Source organism: Sphingomonas sp. CFBP8993, assembly GCF_034044895.1.
Classification (GTDB): domain Bacteria; phylum Pseudomonadota; class Alphaproteobacteria; order Sphingomonadales; family Sphingomonadaceae; genus Sphingomonas.
Window position 1 is genome coordinate 1 of the sequence record NZ_JAXCWU010000010.1, and the last position, 17780, is coordinate 17780.

A 17780-nucleotide genomic window follows, 5' to 3' on the forward strand; every position below is an offset into this window, starting at 1 on the left:
GGGGAAGACCGTCGGCAGGACTATCTGCTGCCTGCATCGCTTGATGATTACGTATCGGCAGATAACCCGGTTCGCGCGGTCGAGGCGTTCATCGATGCGCTGGATCTGAAGGCGCTGGAGTTCGCGGGCATGACGCCGGCTGAGACGGGACGGCCCGCCTATCATCCGGCGACGATGCTCAAGATCTACCTCTATGGCTATCTGAACCGGATCCAGTCGAGCCGACGGCTCGAGCGTGAAGCGCAGCGCAACGTGGAATTGATGTGGCTGACGGGGCGGTTGGCGCCCGACTTCAAGACGATCGCCAACTTCCGCCAGGCCAATGGCGCTGCGATCCGGGCGGTGTGCAGCCAGTTCATCGTTCTGTGCCGGCAATTGGGGCTGTTCACGCGCGCGGTGGTCGCCATCGATGGCAGCAAGATGAAGGCGGTCAACAACCGCGACAAGAACTACACGGCCGCGAAGGTCGCCTCGCGGATGAAGCAGGTGCAGGACAATATCGACCGGTATCTCGACGCGCTTGATCGTGCCGACCGCGAAGAAAGTGACATTGCCGAGCCGAAGGCGAAGCGATTGACGGAGAAGATCGCCCGGTTGCGCACGCAGTTGCGCGATCTTGCGGTACGCGAGGAGGAAGTCCGGAATGCGCCGGACCAGCAGGTGTCGCTGACCGATCCAGACGCCCGCGCCATGGCGAGTGCGGGGCGCGGCACGAGCATCGTCGGCTACAATCTCCAGGCGGCCGTCGATGCCGAGCATCACCTCATCGTCGCGCACGAGCTTTTGAACATCGGCTATGACCGCGGGCAACTTGCCCCCATGGCGGCGAAAGCCAAGGACGCCATGGGGGTGGAGGCCTTGGATGCCATTGCCGACAAGGGCTATTTCAAGGGCGAGGACATCCGGACCTGCGATGGGATGGGCGTTACCGCCTTCGTGCCCAGGCCGCTGACCTCAGGGGCGAAGGCGCAAGGTCGCTTCGGCAAGCAGGACTTCGTCTATCTGGAGCAGGAAAACGTCTATCGCTGTCCCGCCGGCGAAGACCTGATCTATCGGTACACGTCGGTCGAGGCCGGTATGACGCTCCATAGCTACTGGAGCTCGAACTGCCAGACATGCGCGCTTCATGACCGATGCACGACCGGCAAGGAACGCCGGGTCAAAAGATGGGAACATGAGGCGGTCGTCGAGGCGATGGAGCGGCGCCTCGATCGTGCGCCAGACGCCATGCGGATCCGCCGGCAGACTGTCGAACATCCGTTCGGCACGCTGAAAGCATGGATGGGCTCGACGCACTTCCAAACGAAAACGCTCAAGAATGTCAGAACGGAGGCCAGCCTCCATATCCTGGCCTATAACTTCAAGCGGCTGATTGCCATCCTCGGCGTCCGGGCAATGATCGCAGCAATTCAGAGCTGAGCGCCAACGCTCAACCTTCAACGCGCCGCGCCGAAAATACTGACCAGCTGCTGTGAAGCCGTTTTTACACGGCCTGGCCCAATAGCTGACATCTGCCGATGTGGTATGTCCGGCCGCATAGGGAGAATGTCGTGCATCGATTGGTCTACGAAGAACTGCTAGCGGCATGTTCAGTTTGTGAGGATGGCTCATCCCACGCTTTGCCCAACGGAACGCGGCTTATAAGGAATCTCCCGGACCAAGGGCCACTTGCATTCCTCCACTGCCTTTACAGGCCGCTTGATCAAATTGAGTGGGAGCGTTGCCAAGAGATTTTGGGTCGCCCGCTTCCAAAGGAGCTAGGGGCTTTCTTGGTTAAGGCAAATGGAGCTACGCTGTACGATAAGACCATTTTCCTGTTCGGGTTTGCAGAGAATATTACTAGAAGCTTGGATTTGGAGAAGCAAACGGCTATATCGATTGTGTGGCAAAATGAAGTATTTGCCTCTTCCTACCCTAAGCGGTGGAGTGATGGCTGGACGCATATTGGAGCCTTGACTGGATACAGCACAAGCCTATCGCTCCAAGCGCATTTAGACGGCCCATGTGAGGTCGTATGGGACAATGGGCTGTCTGTAGGCTTCGCCAGCTTTGATTCGATGCTGACGACGCTTGTTGCGCTGGTTGCTCCCTGCTTCACCTGCACTGGCATACGTGACCAGACCTACAAAGAGCTTGAATCGACCTTAGATCAGCTTCGCAGCATGCGGTGAGTCTGTCCTCCCTGGCAGACGTTCCGTTATCGCCCAATTGCGGACGTTCAAGAGGCAGGATCGAGCATGCGGTCAATGTGCGCGCTAATCTGAGAAATGCTTGAGCTTTGCGTCACCAAGTAGTGGCTCAATGGCTTCTAACGCCCCATTATTCCGATGCCACAGTATGTAGATGTAATCCCATTCCTCCGTTAACACGCAATCCAACCCCGGGATGACGAACTGGGAGAACTGCGACCCGTCCTTCTGCATGGATGCCTGATAGTCGTCCAGCAGTGGCTCAAGCTCGGCAGGAAACTCGACGGTTTCCGCTGCACGGCTGGCAACCCCCATGCGGAAGGCTTTAAAGGTAGCCAGCAACATTTGGTTGAAACTCAACCATTCAACTTCGGAGACTTCATCTAGCAGGTTCAGCCGTTCCATTCCGAGCCAACCCGACCACAACGAGATATATTCCTTTGTGAATTCTGATCGCACCTCGCCGTGCTCAAAAAAGTGGTTGTAAATAGCGCCCCCGGAAGTCGACTGGTGCTCGGTCATAAGTAATTGCTATCAATTGGAAGACGGGGCTGCAATGTCCGCTTCCCACCCTAATCAGACATGCTGCGATCAGGGCACGGCCTATCAATTCCCTATTGTTTGTCGCAATCGCTCCAACGCGATCCCCGCTAGGTTCTGCGTCCGTTTGACATAACGCAGACGCAACCGCGCGGGATGGGGCAGGGCGGACCAGTGTTCGAAATAGGGGCGGCAGAGCGGTGGCACGCGCACCTTGCCGTTCGCTTGGGAAATGACGGCCAAGGCATCGCCTAGCAGGATCGCATCGCTGACGGCGCACTCGACCGCCAGGCGGGTCGCAGCGATCAGGGCCAGCCATTCGGCCTCCATCGCCGATCCCGGCCCCAGGTCGCGTTCGACATGCGCCTGTCCGCCAACCACCACCGCATATTCCATCCCGCCGGGGCGACAGCCGCCGTCGAAGAAGACCTTCACACCGCGCCGATGCTGCGCGCGACCGCCTCGGCGGTCTTGATGCCGTCGACCGCCGCCGACAGGATGCCGCCCGCATAGCCCGCGCCTTCGCCCGCCGGGTAGAGGCCATAGGTGTTCAGGCTGTGCCCGTCCTCGCCGCGCGTGAAGCGGACCGGGGACGAGGTGCGCGTCTCGACGCCGGTCATCACCACGTCGGGGTGGTCATATCCGGCGATCTGGCGGCCGAAGACCGGGATCGCCTCGCGCATCGCGTCGATCGCGAAGTCGGGCAGGCACTCGGACAGGTCGGTCGGCGTCACGCCGGGGCGATAGGACGGCGTGACCGAGCCCAGGCTGGTCGAGGGGCGCTTGGCCAGGAAGTCGCCGACCCGCTGCGCCGGTGCCTTGTAGTTGGAGCCGCCCGCGACATAGGCGCGCTCCTCCCAATGACGTTGCAGCGCGAGGCCCGCCAGCGGATCGCCGGGAAAGTCGCGCTCCGGGTCGATCGCCACGACGAAGCCCGAATTGGCGTTGCGTTCGTTGCGCGAATATTGGCTCATGCCGTTGGTCGCGACGCGGCCCTCTTCCGAGGTGGCGGCGACCACCGTGCCGCCGGGGCACATGCAGAAGCTGTAGACCGTCCGCCCATTCTGGCAGTGGTGCGAGATGTGATATTCGGCCGCGCCCAGGATCGGATGGCCCGCCTGATGCCCGAAGCGCGCGCGGTCGATCCAGCCCTGCGGATGCTCGATGCGCACGCCGATCGAAAAGGGTTTGGCCTCGACATACACGCCCGCCGCCTGCAGCATCGCGAAGCTGTCGCGCGCACTATGGCCGATGGCGAGCACGACATGGTCGGCCTCCAGATAGCCGCCGCCGTTCAGGTGCAGCCCGCGCACCCGGCGCTGGCCCGATCCGTCGGTTTCGACGTCCAGCCCGTCGACGCGGGTGGAGAAGCGGTACTCGCCGCCCAGTTCCTCGATCGTCGCGCGCATGCTCTCGACCATGGTGACCAGGCGGAAGGTGCCGATATGCGGATGCGCCTCGGTCAGGATCTCGGGCGGCGCACCCGCCTTGACGAACTCGGTCAGCACCTTGCGGTTCAGGTGGCGCGGGTCCTTGATCCGGCTATAGAGCTTGCCGTCCGAAAAGGTGCCCGCGCCGCCCTCGCCATATTGGACGTTGGATTCGGGGTTGAGCACGCTGCGCCGCCACAGGCCCCAGGTGTCCTGCGTCCGTTCGCGCACCACCTTGCCGCGCTCCAAGACGATCGGGCGGTATCCCGCCTGCGCCAGCACCAAGGCGGCGAACAGGCCGCAAGGGCCCGCACCGATGACGACGGGGCGCTTGGCTCCGGCGGGCGGCGCGCTGGGCAGGTGATAGCGGGTGTCGGGCGTCTTCTGGATGTCGCGGTCGCGGCGGAACCGCTCCAGCACGGCGGCCTCGTTCTTTAGGTTCACATCGACCGAATAGACGAGCTGGATATTGTTCTTGTCGCGCGCGTCATGCCCACGCCGGGCAATGACGAAGCGCACCAGTTCGCGTGGCGTCACGCGCAACCGGCGACAGATGGCGGCGGGCAGGGCCTCGTCCGCATGATGGAGAGGCAGTTTCAATTCACTGAGGCGGATCATCCCGTGCGCCATATAGAATTGCGCGGGCTCCCGCCATCACCCGCTTGGTCCACCTCGAAGCGCTACATCCCCATGGCGCGGGGCAGCGCCGGCGCGGGCATCGCGGCCTCGGCCATTACCTCGGCCTGGAGCGTCGGCCAGCGGTCGGCGAACCAGTATTCGCCGCGTTCGGAGCGCAGGATCGGATCGTCGCGGGTGGCGACATCCTGGGGCGGAATAAGCTGCTGGTCGGGCACGCTGAAAAAGGTGCGCACGATCGGGGTCGTCGGGCAATCGCCCTCTCGTACCACAAGGCCCAGCCGGTTGGAGTGGAGCCGGACCAGCGCGCCGAAGGGTTGAATCTCCAGGCTGGCGATGAAGGCGCGCAGGATCTCGGGCGCGAAATGCCCTTCCCATCGCAGCATCTGGGCCAGTGCCTCGTGCGGCGACCAGGCGGGCTTGTACGAGCGGATCGAGGTGACCGCGTCATAGACGTCGCAGACCGCCGAGATGCGGACGAACAGGCTGAGCTCCTCGTCCTTCAGCCCATCGGGATAACCCGCACCGTCCATCCTTTCATGATGGTGGCGGCAGACGTCCAGGATGCGGGGGTCGAGATCGTCATTGTCGAGCAGGATGCCGTGGCCCAGGCCGGGGTGCATGCGAATGCGGACAAGCTCGTCGGAGGTCAGGCGGCCCGGCTTGTCGAGGATGGCCGGCTCGATCTGCATCTTGCCGATGTCGTGGAGCAGCCCCGCCATGCCCGCCACGCGAATATCGGCCTCGCTCATCCCGAGATGGCGCGCCAACCCCATCATCAGCGCACCGACCGCGACCGAGTGGATATAGGTATAGTGGTCCTGGTCCTTCATCCGGGTGACCGCCAGCATCGCGGCGGGGCCGGGGGTGATCGCCAGCGCGATCTCATCGACCGTCGGGGCCAGGTCGTCGAGACGGATCGCGCGACCCAACCGGGCCTGGCCGAACAGGGCCGAGATCGCCTCGGCTGCGCGGCTGGCGGTGTCGGCGGCCCGCTCGGTCTCGGTCTGGGGCTTGCGGCGCCGGGGACGGATCATGGTGGCGACAGGCGCAGCCGGAACGGGTGCTTCGTCGGGGAGATCGCGGCTGGCGACCAGCGTCAGGCCACGCCCCTTCGTCAAGTCGATGGTGACATGCGGGACGGTCGCACGGATCTTGTCGCGATCGGCGTCATGCACCAGCAGGAAGGATTTTCGCCAAAATGGGTTCTGCAGCCACCCGCAATGCAGCGTGTGGATGTACATGCCCCGCTCCACCTGGGTTCCGGCAATACGGAGAAACCGACCTGGATTAGACCTCTCTATCATAGACTTGGGATAGGACAGGACCCGTAAAATATTGATTGCACGGCGGAAGGCCCGCCACGGCCCGGCGGCTGCCATAACGCGCTGTAAAACGGCATTATTGGCCATTTCGGGCATATTGGGCGGCGTATTTTATTTTTTGCGGCCGAGCCGTGGCCCGCATTCGTGTCGCGGAACAGCGACCGATCCCCCTGCTGACGCCAAGCCATGAGAATCATTATCACTTGCATTGACAATGCGATTGTCTCGCAATAGCGGCCGTCGGCGAAGGGGAAGCTTTATGTCACATTCGTTTATCGCCCTGTCGTGCGTCGGGTTCCTGGCCACGGCCCCCGGCACCGCGCTGGCCGAGACCGCGCCGCGCGCCGACAGCGCCGCCGCGCGCGGACAGGACGCCACCGGCCAGCGCGACACCGTCGTCGTGACCGGGCAACGCGCCACCGCCGCGACTCTGGAAAGCCCCAAGGCGACCGCGCCTTTGCTCGACACGCCGCAGACGATCACCGTGGTCAGCGAACAGATCATCCGGAAACAGAACCTCCAGACGCTGCGCGACGTGCTCCAGACGATACCGGGCATCACCTTCGGGGCGGGCGAAGGCGGCGGCGGCTATGGCGATTCGATCAACCTGCGCGGCTATTCGGCGAACAACGACGTCACCATCGACGGCATCCGCGACAGCGCGCAATACAGCCGCACCGACCCGTTCAACCTGCAACAGGTCGAGGTCTATAACGGCGCGAACAGCGTCTTCAACGGATCGGGATCGGTCGGCGGTACGATCAACCTGGTCTCGAAGGTGCCGACGCCCGAGACGCTGACCATCGTGCAGGGCTCGGTGGGCACGGACAATTATTATCGCGGCGCGATCGACAGCAATGTCCGCGTATCGGACCTGGTCGCGGTGCGCCTGAACGGCGCCTACCACCATAACGACGTGCCCGGCCGCGATGTCGAGAAGATGGAGCGCTGGGGCATCGCGCCCTCGGTCACGATCGGCATCGACGGGCCGACCAGCCTGACGCTGGCCTATGTCCATCAGGAAGACCGCAACACACCTGTCTATGGCATCCCGTGGTTCGACAATGGCGTGGTCGACGGCTTCGTACCGGGGGCGAAGCGCGACGCCTATTTCGGCATCGCCAATCTCGACCGGCAGGACAGCACGGTGGATCGCCTGACCGCGACCTTCCGCCATCAGATCGACGAGCATTGGAGCGTGCGCAACCTGACCCGCTGGCAGCAGGTGACGCAGTACAGCGTGACGAGCGCGCCGCAGGGCACTTTCTGCCTCGGCTCGACGGGGTTGCAGCCGATCACCGCGACGCCGGGTGCCAGTGGGGGCGCGGCGTGCCCGGCTAATATGCCCGCCGGTTTCTACCTCCCCTCGGGTCCGCGCGGCCTGGTGCGCGACCAGCAGAACCAGATGCTGACCGACCAGATCGACCTGCGCCATGAAGCGGGCGCGAAGGGCGGGTTCCACAATGTGCTGAATATCGGCATGTCGGGGATGATCGAGAATTACCGGCTGACCCAGGGTTCGTTGCTGCGCAACGCCAATGGCAGCGCGGTGTCGCCGTTGCCGCTGATCGCCATCGCCAGCCCGAACACCAACTATACCGGCCCGATCAACAGCACGATCACCGCCCAGTCGCGCAGCGAGACGCACAATCTGGCCGTCTATGCCTTCGACACGCTGGAGCTGAACCGCTTCTTCGAGCTGAACGGCGGCGTACGCTGGGAATATCAGGAGGCGAATTTCCGCGCCCTGCCGCTCAACATCGTGCCGCCCGGCTCGACCCAGCTGACCGCGCTCCAGGCCGCACCGCAGGTCAGTCGTGAAAAGCTGTTCTCGTGGCGCGCGGGCGGCGTCTTCCATCCGGTCGAGGCGGTCAGCCTCTATGCCAGCTATGGCAATGCCAGGACGCCGTCGTCCTCGACCGTCCGGCTTGGCTGTGGCGTGCCGTCGACCGCGACCGCCGCGAACCCGTGCGCCGTGGCCCCGGAAACCGCGAAGAATTACGAGGCGGGGGTCAAGGCCGGGCTGCTCGGTCGTAGGCTGGAGCTGACGGCGGCGGTCTTCCGCAACGAGCGGACCAATTACCGCGTCCCCTCCAACGACCCCGCGCTGCCCGCCGGGCTCCAGGTGCTGGACGGGCGCAGCCGGGTGGACGGCGTCGCGCTGGGCGTGTCTGGGGCGATCACCCCGGCCTGGACCATCTTCGCCAACTATACCTATCTCGACGGCAAGGTGCTGCAGAGCATCTCCAACCGCGACAAGGCGGCGGGCGTGGTCGATCCGCAGGCCGGCAGCCAGCTGATCCAGACGCCGAAGCATTCGGGCAGCCTGTTCACCACCTACAAGCTGCCCTTCGGCCTGGAGGTCGGATACGGCCTGACCTATCAGGGATCGTTCGCGACCAATGCGCCGGTGCTGCTCAACCGCACCCAGTACCGGGTCGACGATTACCTGATCCACCGTGCGTATCTGGCCTATACCATCGCGCAGCGTTGGACGTTGCAGCTGAACGTCCAGAACTTCACCGATGAGAAATACGCGACGGGCGTGCGCAACAACGTCAATGCGACGACGGGCGTAGTCACCGGCGGCTGGGCGATCCCGGGCGACCGGCGCCAGGCCACGCTGAGCCTGTTCACCAATTTCTGATCGGGTTAGCCTTCGTCGATGCTGATCGTCCTTCCCGATATCCTCGATCCCGCCGGGGTCGCCCAGGTCCGCCGCGTCATCGACGGCGGCCCTTGGGCGGACGGCAACGCCACGTCCGGCCCGCAGGCGGCGCTCGCCAAGCGCAACGAGCAATTGCCCGAGGATTCGGGCGCCGCGGTCGAGGCGGGGCGGATGGTGCTGGATGCGCTGGGCCGGTCGCCGCTGTTCGTGGCCGCCGCCCTGCCGCTGAAGGTCTATCCGCCGCTGTTCAACCGCTATGCGGGCGGGCAGGCGTTCGACGTCCATGTCGACAATGCCGTACGGCTGAAGCGGGGCAGCGATTTCCGGATGCGCTCCGACCTGTCGCTGACCCTCTTCCTGGAGGACCCGGACGCCTATGACGGCGGCGAGCTGGTGGTCGAGGATTTGTACGGCGAACAGCGGGTGAAGCTGTCCGCCGGAAGCGCGGTCCTCTATCCCGCCTCCAGCCTGCACCGGGTCGAGCCGGTCACGCGGGGCACCCGAGTCGCCTCCTTCCTGTGGATCCAGTCGATGGTGCGCGACGATGGCGAGCGGCGCATCCTGTTCGACCTGGACCGCGCGGTGCAGCGGGTGGGCGCGGACAAGGGGCAGGGGGATCGCTCGGTGGTCGAGCTGACCGGCGTGTATCATAACCTGCTGCGCCGCTGGGCCGACGCATGACCGTCACGACCATGGCGAAACCGAAGAAGCGCAAATGGCGCAGCTGGTGGTTGAAGCAGTTCCACACCTGGCACTGGATCAGCGCGGCGGTGTCGCTGGTCGGCATGATGCTGTTCGCGATCACCGGGCTGACGCTCAACCATGCCGCCAGCATTTCCGCGAACCCCAGGACGGTGCAGAAGAGCGGCCTGCTCGCGCCCGGCCTGCGTCCCTTGCTGGCCAATCCCAAGGCGAATGATGCGCCCCTGCCGACGCGTGTCGCCGAGGCGGTGGAACGTGCCGTCGATCTCGACCCCGCCGGGCGTCCCGGCGAATGGTCGGACGGCGAGGTCTATGTCGCCATGCCGCGTCCCGGCGGCGATGCCTGGGTCAGCATCGACCGGACGAGCGGCGCGATCACGGCGGAGCGGACCGATCGCGGCTGGGTCTCGTACCTCAACGACCTACACAAGGGGCGCAATGCGGGTGCCGCCTGGTTCTGGTTCATCGACGTATTCGCGGTGGCGTGCATCATCTTCACCCTGACCGGGCTGCTGCTGCTCCAGATGCACGCACGGCACCGTCCCTCGACCTGGCCGCTGGTGGCGGCGGGGTTGCTGATTCCGGCGGCGATCGCCGTCTTCTTCCTGCACTGATGGAGAATATCACGATGCGATCGACCGCTGTTTTCGCGCTGGGCGTAGTGGCGTTGCCGGGGGTGGCGAGCGCCGCGACGGTCAATGTCACCATCCCGAGGCTGAACGTCGCCGAATATCACAAGCCTTATGTCGCGGTCTGGCTGGAGCCCGCGACCGGCGGTCCGGCGCGTACGCTGGCGGTGTGGTACGACGTCAAGAAGACGGGCGGCGAGCCGGGCACCAAATGGCTGGCCGACTTGCGCGCCTGGTGGCGGAAAGGTGGGCGGAGCATGGCGATGCCCGCCAACGGCGTCAGCGGCGCGACCCGTGCGCCCGGCACCCACGCCATCCCGCTGCCCGCCGACCTGAAGCCCGGCCAGTACGTCCTGAACGTCGAGGCTGCGCGCGAGACGGGCGGTCGCGAGCTGGTGCAGGTGCCGCTGACCGTGCCGAACCCGAACGGGCGCGGGGCGGGCAGCCATGAACTCGGCACCGTGACCGTTTCGGCACGCTGACAAAAGGGGAGGACCGACATGAAGACCCATCGCCTCAAACTGCTGGCCGCCGCCGCGCTGCTGGCCATTCCCGGCCTCGCCTCGGCGCATCGCATGTGGCTGCTTCCCTCGGGCACGATCTTTTCGGGCACCGATAGCTGGGTGACGGTCGACAGCGCCGTGTCCAACGACCTGTTCTATGCCGACCACCAGCCCGGCCGGATCGAGATGGTGAAGGTCTGGCAGCCCGACGGCACGCCCGGCCGCATCCAGAACGGCGCGACGGGCCGCTATCGCTCGGTGTTCGACGTGCAGCTCGACAAGCCTGGCACCTGGAAGATCGGCAGCGAGATGTCGGGCATCATGGGCAGCTTCAAGGTCGACGGCGTCGAGAAGCGCGTCGGCGGACGCGGCGGCCCGCCGGGCCCCAACGGTGTGCGCCAGCCGCCGCTGACCGTCGCCGATATTCCCGCCAACGCCACCGACGTGACGCTGACCGAGACGAGCGCGCGCAACGAGATCTTCGTGACGGCGGGCGAGCCGACCCGCACCGTCCTGAAACCCACGGGCAAGGGGCTGGAGATCGATCCCGTCACCCACCCGGACGAACTGGTCGCGGGCGAGGCCGCGAAGTTCCGCTTCCTGATCGATGGCAAGCCCGCAGCCAATCTGAAGGTCACCATCGTCCCCGGCGGCAAGCGCTACCGCGACGCCGAGGGCGCGAAGGAGGTGACGACCGATGCGCAAGGCGTGCTGAGCTATGCCTGGCCGACGGCGGGCATGTATTGGCTGAACGCGACCGCGACGGACGACAAGGCCACCGCGCCGCGCGCGACGCAGCGGCGGATGAGCTACACCACCACGCTGGAAGTGATGACGCCGTAACGATGCGGATCATCCTGCCGCCCCGAATCGACCCAGATGCCGTGGCATGCGGCGACCCGGCGGCGGTCGTGACGCTGGGTGGCGAGACGATGGGGACCATGTGGCGGGTGCTCTATGCCACCCGCGATGTACCCGCGGCGCAGGGCGTGGGTGCGGCTATCCAGGCGCGACTGGACGATCTGGTCGCGCAGATGAGCCATTGGGCCCCCTTGTCCGTGCTGTCGCGCTTCAACCGCGCGGCACCGGATAGCTGGACCGCCCTGCCGCCCGATTTCGCGGCGGTGATCGATGCGGCCCTGCGTATCGCGGCGCTGAGCGACGGGGCATTCGATCCGGCGATCGGACAGCTGGTCGACCTGTGGGGACATGGGCCGAAAGGGCCGCAGCCGGTGCCCGACGCGGCGGCGGTCGACCGGTCCCGTCTGGCGAGCGGCTGGCGACGGCTGCGCTGGGATGCGGGGGCGGCGCGGCTGTGGCAGGCGGGGGGCGTCGCGCTCGACCTGTCGGGCATCGCCAAGGGCCATGCCGCCGATGCGGTCGCCGACCAGTTGGCGGCGCTGGGCCATCGCCATTGCCTGGTCGAGGTCGGCGGCGAGCTGGTCGGGCGGGGCATGCGGCCCGATGGCGATCCCTGGTGGGTCGATCTCGAAACCCCGCCGGATGCCGATCTGGCCCCGATGCGCGTCGCGCTGCACCAGATGGCGGTGGCGGGCAGCGGCACCTATCGCAAGGGGGAGCATGGCATCGACCCCCGCACCGGCTATCCGCCGACGAACGGGGTGATCGGCGTGCACGTCATCGCGTCGACCGCGATGCTCGCCGATGCGCTGGCGACGGCGGTGGCGGTTTCGTATCCGGACCTGTCGCCGCTGGCGCCGATGCAGGTCGCGGCGCGTATCCTGGTGCGCCGGGGCGATATGGTGGAAGAGGTAATGACGGAGCCGCTCAAGGCGATGCTCGGCTAGAAGACCATTCCTCCCCTGCAGGGGGGAGGAATGGAATCAGATCAGAACCGTCCGCGCAGCGTCACTCGGACATTGCGCGGCGCGCCGGGCATCGTCCACACATCGGCATAGCTGCTGGCGATGTAGTAGGTGTCGAACAGGTTATCGAGGTCGAGCCGCACGTCGAAGCGCGGATTGACCGCCCAGGTCGCATCCACCCGCGCCACCGTATAGCCGGGCAGGCGATAGCCGCTGGCGAAGGGATCGCCATTGCGTGCGCCCACATGCGTCACCCCGCCGCCGACCGTCACCATGCCCAGCCGCTGATGCAGGTCGAGCGCCGCCAGATGCTTGGGCACGTTGGACAGCATCGTACCGATCAGCGCGGCGTTCTTGTCGTTGCGCACCGTCGCGTCGGTGAAGGTATAGGTGGCGGTGCCGGTCAGGCCGCTGGTCAGGCGCAGGTCGGCCACCGTCTCGACGCCCCGCGAGCGCTGGCGTCCGATCTGCGTCTTTACGAAGACGTCCGTGGCATTGGGGTTCAGCACGTTGCGCTTCGTCATGGTGAACAGCGCCGTCTGACCGGTCAGCGCGCCGCCGAACAGGCTGTACTTCGCACCCAGTTCGGTCGAGCTGCTGCGCTCGGCATCGAAGCTGCTGATCCCGTCCGAGGGGTTGAGGCGCAGCGACTGGCCCCAGCTGGCGAAGAGCGAGAATTGCGGGCTGGCCGCCCAGGTCAGCGCGGCACGCGGCGTGATGCCGCGATCGACCGTCTCCAGCACCAGATTGCCGCGCAGGTAATTGGTCATCGTCTCGCGGAAGCTGTTCCAGCGCGCGCCGATCAGCGCGGTGAAGTCGCCGAAGCGGATCAGGTCCTGCGCATAGATGCTTTCGCTGCGGAACGAGTGATGGCGGTCCTGGAACGGAGTCGGCACCGGCAGCGGCTGGCCATAGACGGGATCGAAGGCGTCGATGGTCAGGATCGGCGCGCCCGGCCGCCCGCGCGCCTGGTCCATGCGGAAGTCCATGCCGTGGCGCACCCGGTCTACCCCGACGCGGATGTCGTGCGACAGGCCCAGCCAGTCCGCCTTGGCGGTCAGCTCGACACGCGCGGTCAGGTCCTGCCAGCGGAAATCGTGGAAGCGCCGCGACCGGCCGATCGTCCGGCCATCGGCCTGAACGCCGCGCGCCCCGAAATCGACCTGGGTGGCATAGCCGGTGAGGAAGCCGTCACGGCTCGACAAACCGGCCTCCAACGAGATGCGGTCGTTCAGTGCGGCAAAGACGCTGCCCTGCTGCCACAACATGCGCTGGGTCATGCGGCCATCGGCGGGCTCGCCCAGGAACGTGTCGCGGTCCATCGCGCGCGCGTTGCCCTTGATCGCCGCCACGCCGCGATCGAGCGGCGCGCGGTTGCGCATGAACTCGCCCTGATACAGGAAGCGCAGGTCCTGGGTCGGCGTGAACGACAGCGAGGGCGCGATCAGCAGCCGGTCGGTGTGGACATAATCGCGAAAGCTGTCGCCCTCCTCCGCCACGCCGATCAGCCGCGCCGACAGCGTGCTCGTCACCGGACCGCTGATATCGCCGGTCGCGCGCACCCGGTTCCAGCTGCCATAGCTGAGCGAGGCCTCTCCCTGTGGCGTGGCGGTCGGCGCCTTGGTGACGATGTTGAGCGACCCGCCCGGCTCGCCCAGTCCCGACAGCGCGGCGGCGGCGCCCTTCAGGAATTCGAACCGCTCGACCGTCGCGACATCTACCGGTGCGTTGAAGCCCAGATTGCTGGTGAAGCGGTTGATGAGGATGTCCGGGCCGCTATTCTCGTTTCCGGCAAAGCCGCGGATCGCATATTTGTCCCACAGCCCGCCAAAGTCGTTCTGCCGCGACACGCCGCCCGCCAGGTCGATCGTGTCGTCCAGCCGAGTCGCGCCCACCCGGTCGATCAGCGCGCGGTCGATGACGCGCAGGGACTGCGGATAGCGGGTCGGGGGCGTGTCGGTGCCGGTGATGCTGGCATTGGCATCGCGCAGGCCCGTGACGACGACATCCGCCTGGGTCTGTTCGCCCGGTTGCTCCGCCGGCGCCGCCAGCGTCTGCGCGCCCGCCGTCTGGCCCATCGCCACCCCGGCCAGCAGCATCGCACGCCAGATCATGTTCGCCATTCAGAGCTCCCAATCGATTTCGGCGCAGCCAATATCGATAATGATAATAACTCTCAATCATAAACTGGCATGCTATTGGTGCGGGTGGTGTCACGGCCCTGCCATGTGGTGGCGTCATGGGGGTGGGCTGGAATGCGGGAAGGGTGATCGGAATGACGGTGCTGGGGCGGACGATCGGAGCGGTGGCGGTGCTGGCGGCGGGTCTGCTCGCCGCGCCGGGAGCGATGGCCGAGCCGTTGAAGGTCATGACCTTCAATGTTCGCTATGCCTCGGACGAGGGGGCGGAGCGCTGGGCGGTGCGGCGGCCGGTGATGGTCGAACTGATCCGCCGGGCTGCACCCGATGTGATCGGGACGCAGGAACTGCTCCAGCGCCAGGGTGACGACCTGACCCGCGCGCTGCCCGGTTATCGCTGGTTCGGGCGCGACCGGCGGGGCGGGCACGACAATGAGCATATGGGGATTTTCTATCGTCCCGATCGCCTGACCCTGATCGAGCATGGCGACTTCTGGCTGTCCGACACGCCCGAGATCGTCGGCAGCCAGAGCTGGGGCACGGACCTGCCGCGCATGGCGAACTGGGCGGTGTTCGAGACGAAGGAGGCCAGGCCGCACCGCTTCCTGTTCCTCGACACGCATCTGGCGCACCGCGACGAGGATGCCGAAGCGCGCGACAAGGCGGCGGCGCTGATCCTGGCGCGACTGCCTGCGTTGGCGAAGGACCTGCCGGTGGTGGTCGCGGGCGACATGAACGCGCGGCCCGATACGGCGGCCTATCGTCGCTTTGCAGGCGCGCTGACCGATGCCTGGCCCGCCGCCGTGCGGCGCGAAGGGCCGGAGATGACCTTCCACGACTTTACCGGCACGCCCGATCGGCGGATCGACTATCTGTTCCTGCGGGGATTCAAGGCGGACGCGATCGCGACCGATACCTATCATCGGGGCAAGACCTATCCGTCCGACCATTTCCCGATCCAGGCGGTGGTGTCGTTCGAGAACGAGCGCTGAAATCCCTCCCGTGCCGGGGAGGATCGTTTCCCGATAGCGTTATCATTGGGCCCCTCCTATGATCGCGACATGACCCTTGGCGGCGCGGAATCGTGCGCGTGCCGGGCATAGGAGAGGGATGACATGCGGATGGGGCATTCACGGTCCGGCGCCGGGCGGCGCCTGGGTTTGGCACTGTTTCTGGGCACCGCGGCGGCCTGGCCCGCGATGGCGGAGGCGCGGCCGCACATCCTGACCCCGATGAGCGCCCATGCCGTCCTGCAACGGGACCGCCCGATCATCGTCGAGGGCACCGGGGATGCGGGCGAGGGCGTCACCGTGACGCTGGGCGAGGCCACCGCGACCGCGACCGCCGATGCCAAGGGCCGCTGGCGCGCGACCCTGCCCGCCATGGCGGCGACCGCCACCCCGCTGACCCTGACCGCCACGGGCAAGGACGGCACGGCCGACACGATGGACGACCTGCTGGTCGGCGATGTCTGGCTATGTTCGGGGCAGTCGAACATGGAATATCCGACCAAGCAGGCGCTGAACGGCGAAGGGCTGGTCGGCGGCGCGGCCAATGACCGTATCCGCCTGCTCGACGTGGCGCATCATGTCGGCCTGTCCGCCGACGAGCCGCTGGAAAAACGCCCCGTCTGGGCCGCCGCCTCACCCGCCAGCGTCGCCAATTTCTCGGCCGCCTGTTACCTGATGGTCAAGGACCTCGCCGCCAAGTCGGGCGTGCCGATGGGCGCGATCGATTCGAGCTGGGGCGGGACTAAGATCCTGCCCTGGATCGCCGCGACCGACTCGCGCAAGCTGCCCGGACTGTCCACCGATGCCGATTTGCTGGCGCTGTATGCGCGCGACCATGCGGCGGGTCTGCGTGCGTTCGGCGATCGCTGGGGCGACTGGTGGCGCAAGGCCAGCGGCACGAAGCGCGGGCAGGAGCCGTGGAACGCGCCCGACCGCCTGAGCTGGACGCCGGTGCCCAAGTTCGGCCCGTGGGAGGAATGGGGCGTCCCCGTACTGGCCGACTATAACGGCCTCGTCTGGTTCCGGCAGGGTTTCGACCTGTCCACCGCGCCGACCGGCGACGGGGTGATCGAGCTGGCGGGGATCGACGAGCTCGATACGGTCTGGGTCAATGGCGTGGTCGTCGGTGCGACCTTCGGCTGGGGCGACTGGCGGCGCTACACGGTGCCGCGTTCGGCGCTGAGGAAGGGGCGTAACGAGATCGTCGTGGGCTTGGGCGACACCTATGGTCCGGGCGGGATGTTCGGTCCGGCCGACCGCATCCAGTTCACCCCTGCGGGCGGCGCGCCGATCCCGCTCGGCACCGGTTGGCGCTATTCGGTCTACAAGGCGGGCGACCAGAGCTATCCCCGCAGCCCGTGGGAGAGCCATGCCGGGCTGGGCACGCTGTACAACGGCATGATCGCGCCGCTGGGGCCGATCGGGCTGAAGGGCGTCGCCTGGTATCAGGGCGAGTCGGATGTGGGGCGCGCCGATTATGGCGACCGTCTCGCATCGCTGATGACCGGATGGCGGCGCCAGTTCAACGACCCGAACCTGCCTTTCCTGATCGTCCAGCTCGCCAATTTCGGCGCGCCGCCGGTGAAGATCGACAATAGCGGCTGGGCGGCCTTGCGCGAGACGCAGCGGCTGGCGGTGCTGCGCGATCCTCATGCCGCGCTGGCGACGACGATCGATATCGGCGTGCGCAACGACATCCACCCGGCCGACAAGAACGAATTGGCCAAGCGGCTGGTCTTTGCCGAACAGCATCTGATGGAGGGTGACCGCGCCAATGCCTCCGGGCCGATGATCGCTTCGGCGACGCGGGGCCAAGGTGAGGTGGTGCTGCGCTTCAACGGCGTGCAGGGCGCGCTTCACGCCTGGAGCGCCGCCGCGCCGATCGGGTTCGAGCTGTGCGATGCCAGCACCTGCCGTTATGCCAATGCGACGGTGAACGGGGCCGAAGTGCGGCTGGCCGATGCGCGCCCCGGCGATGTGCGTGTCCGCTATGCCTGGGCCGATGCACCGGTGGTCAATTTCTATGACGAAGCCCCGCATCCGGTGGTGCCGTTCGAGATGGTGATCACGGGGGACTGATCGCTACACCCTCACCCTTCCGGCGCTTCGCGCCTCCCTCCCTCTCCCAATGGGAGAGGGAAGGGGCCCGCCCGCAATAGCGGGTGGGAAGGGTGAGGGTCGTTC

General features: G+C 66.2%; 15 protein-coding genes. 10 read left to right on the top strand and 5 right to left on the bottom strand.

What is annotated here, in order from left to right; translation table 11 throughout:
• Both SOM26_RS16705 and SOM26_RS16710 read left to right on the top strand, forming a co-directional pair.
• Positions 1-1419 (top strand): IS1182 family transposase (locus SOM26_RS16705; protein WP_320453849.1); only part of this gene is annotated, 1419 nt, incomplete at its 5' end.
• A 350-nt stretch (positions 1420-1769) separates the two neighbouring features.
• A complete protein-coding gene (locus SOM26_RS16710; RefSeq protein WP_320453850.1) occupies positions 1770-2171 on the top strand; it encodes a hypothetical protein in 402 nt (133 codons plus the stop codon).
• A gap of 84 nt (positions 2172-2255) precedes the next feature.
• Here the strand turns inward: SOM26_RS16710 and SOM26_RS16715 are convergent, their stop codons facing one another.
• The 4 genes from SOM26_RS16715 to SOM26_RS16730 form a co-directional block, all read right to left on the bottom strand.
• A complete protein-coding gene (locus tag SOM26_RS16715; RefSeq protein WP_320453851.1) occupies positions 2256-2711 on the bottom strand; it encodes a hypothetical protein in 456 nt (151 codons plus the stop codon).
• 84 nt (positions 2712-2795) lie between these two features.
• Positions 2796-3164, bottom strand: coding sequence for a reverse transcriptase-like protein (locus SOM26_RS16720; protein WP_320453852.1), 369 nt, complete (start codon positions 3162-3164; stop codon positions 2796-2798).
• A complete protein-coding gene (locus SOM26_RS16725; protein ID WP_320453853.1) occupies positions 3161-4777 on the bottom strand; it encodes an NAD(P)/FAD-dependent oxidoreductase in 1617 nt (538 codons plus the stop codon). The genes SOM26_RS16720 and SOM26_RS16725 overlap by 4 nt, the downstream gene beginning before the upstream one ends.
• A 62-nt stretch (positions 4778-4839) precedes the next feature.
• Positions 4840-6102: an HD-GYP domain-containing protein gene (locus tag SOM26_RS16730; RefSeq protein ID WP_320453854.1), complete on the bottom strand. Its 1263-nt coding sequence runs from the start codon at positions 6100-6102 to the stop codon at positions 4840-4842.
• 277 nt (positions 6103-6379) lie between these two features.
• Between SOM26_RS16730 and SOM26_RS16735 the strand changes: the two genes are divergently transcribed.
• From SOM26_RS16735 to SOM26_RS16760, 6 genes are read left to right on the top strand one after another with little or no spacing between them, the layout of a single operon-like run.
• Complete coding sequence (locus tag SOM26_RS16735) at positions 6380-8767, top strand: TonB-dependent receptor (protein ID WP_320453855.1); 2388 nt, start codon at positions 6380-6382, stop codon at positions 8765-8767.
• Between the two features lie 18 nt (positions 8768-8785).
• Positions 8786-9469 (top strand): Fe2+-dependent dioxygenase, encoded by a 684-nt coding sequence (locus SOM26_RS16740; RefSeq protein ID WP_320453856.1) that lies wholly within the window; start codon positions 8786-8788, stop codon positions 9467-9469.
• Entirely contained in the window at positions 9466-10104 is a 639-nt protein-coding gene (locus SOM26_RS16745) for a PepSY-associated TM helix domain-containing protein (RefSeq protein WP_320453857.1), read from the top strand. The genes SOM26_RS16740 and SOM26_RS16745 overlap by 4 nt, the downstream gene beginning before the upstream one ends.
• Positions 10104-10601, top strand: a complete 498-nt coding sequence (locus tag SOM26_RS16750; RefSeq protein ID WP_414712085.1) for a DUF2271 domain-containing protein — start codon at positions 10104-10106, stop codon at positions 10599-10601. The genes SOM26_RS16745 and SOM26_RS16750 overlap by 1 nt, the downstream gene beginning before the upstream one ends.
• An 18-nt stretch (positions 10602-10619) precedes the next feature.
• Positions 10620-11465, top strand: coding sequence for a DUF4198 domain-containing protein (locus tag SOM26_RS16755; RefSeq protein ID WP_320453858.1), 846 nt, complete (start codon positions 10620-10622; stop codon positions 11463-11465).
• A 2-nt stretch (positions 11466-11467) separates the two neighbouring features.
• Positions 11468-12430 (top strand): FAD:protein FMN transferase, encoded by a 963-nt coding sequence (locus SOM26_RS16760; protein WP_320453859.1) that lies wholly within the window; start codon positions 11468-11470, stop codon positions 12428-12430.
• A gap of 41 nt (positions 12431-12471) precedes the next feature.
• Here SOM26_RS16760 and SOM26_RS16765 read toward each other — a convergent pair whose 3' ends face one another.
• Positions 12472-14571 (bottom strand): TonB-dependent siderophore receptor, encoded by a 2100-nt coding sequence (locus SOM26_RS16765; protein WP_320453860.1) that lies wholly within the window; start codon positions 14569-14571, stop codon positions 12472-12474.
• A gap of 152 nt (positions 14572-14723) precedes the next feature.
• On the opposite strand from SOM26_RS16765, the gene SOM26_RS16770 reads away from it, so the two are divergent.
• Both SOM26_RS16770 and SOM26_RS16775 read left to right on the top strand, forming a co-directional pair.
• Positions 14724-15578, top strand: a complete 855-nt coding sequence (locus tag SOM26_RS16770) for an endonuclease/exonuclease/phosphatase family protein (protein ID WP_320453861.1) — start codon at positions 14724-14726, stop codon at positions 15576-15578.
• 168 nt (positions 15579-15746) lie between these two features.
• Positions 15747-17675 carry a sialate O-acetylesterase gene (locus SOM26_RS16775; protein WP_320453862.1) on the top strand — a complete coding sequence of 643 codons (1929 nt, stop codon included), beginning with the start codon at positions 15747-15749 and terminating at the stop codon, positions 17673-17675.
• Positions 17676-17780 lie beyond the last annotated feature (105 nt).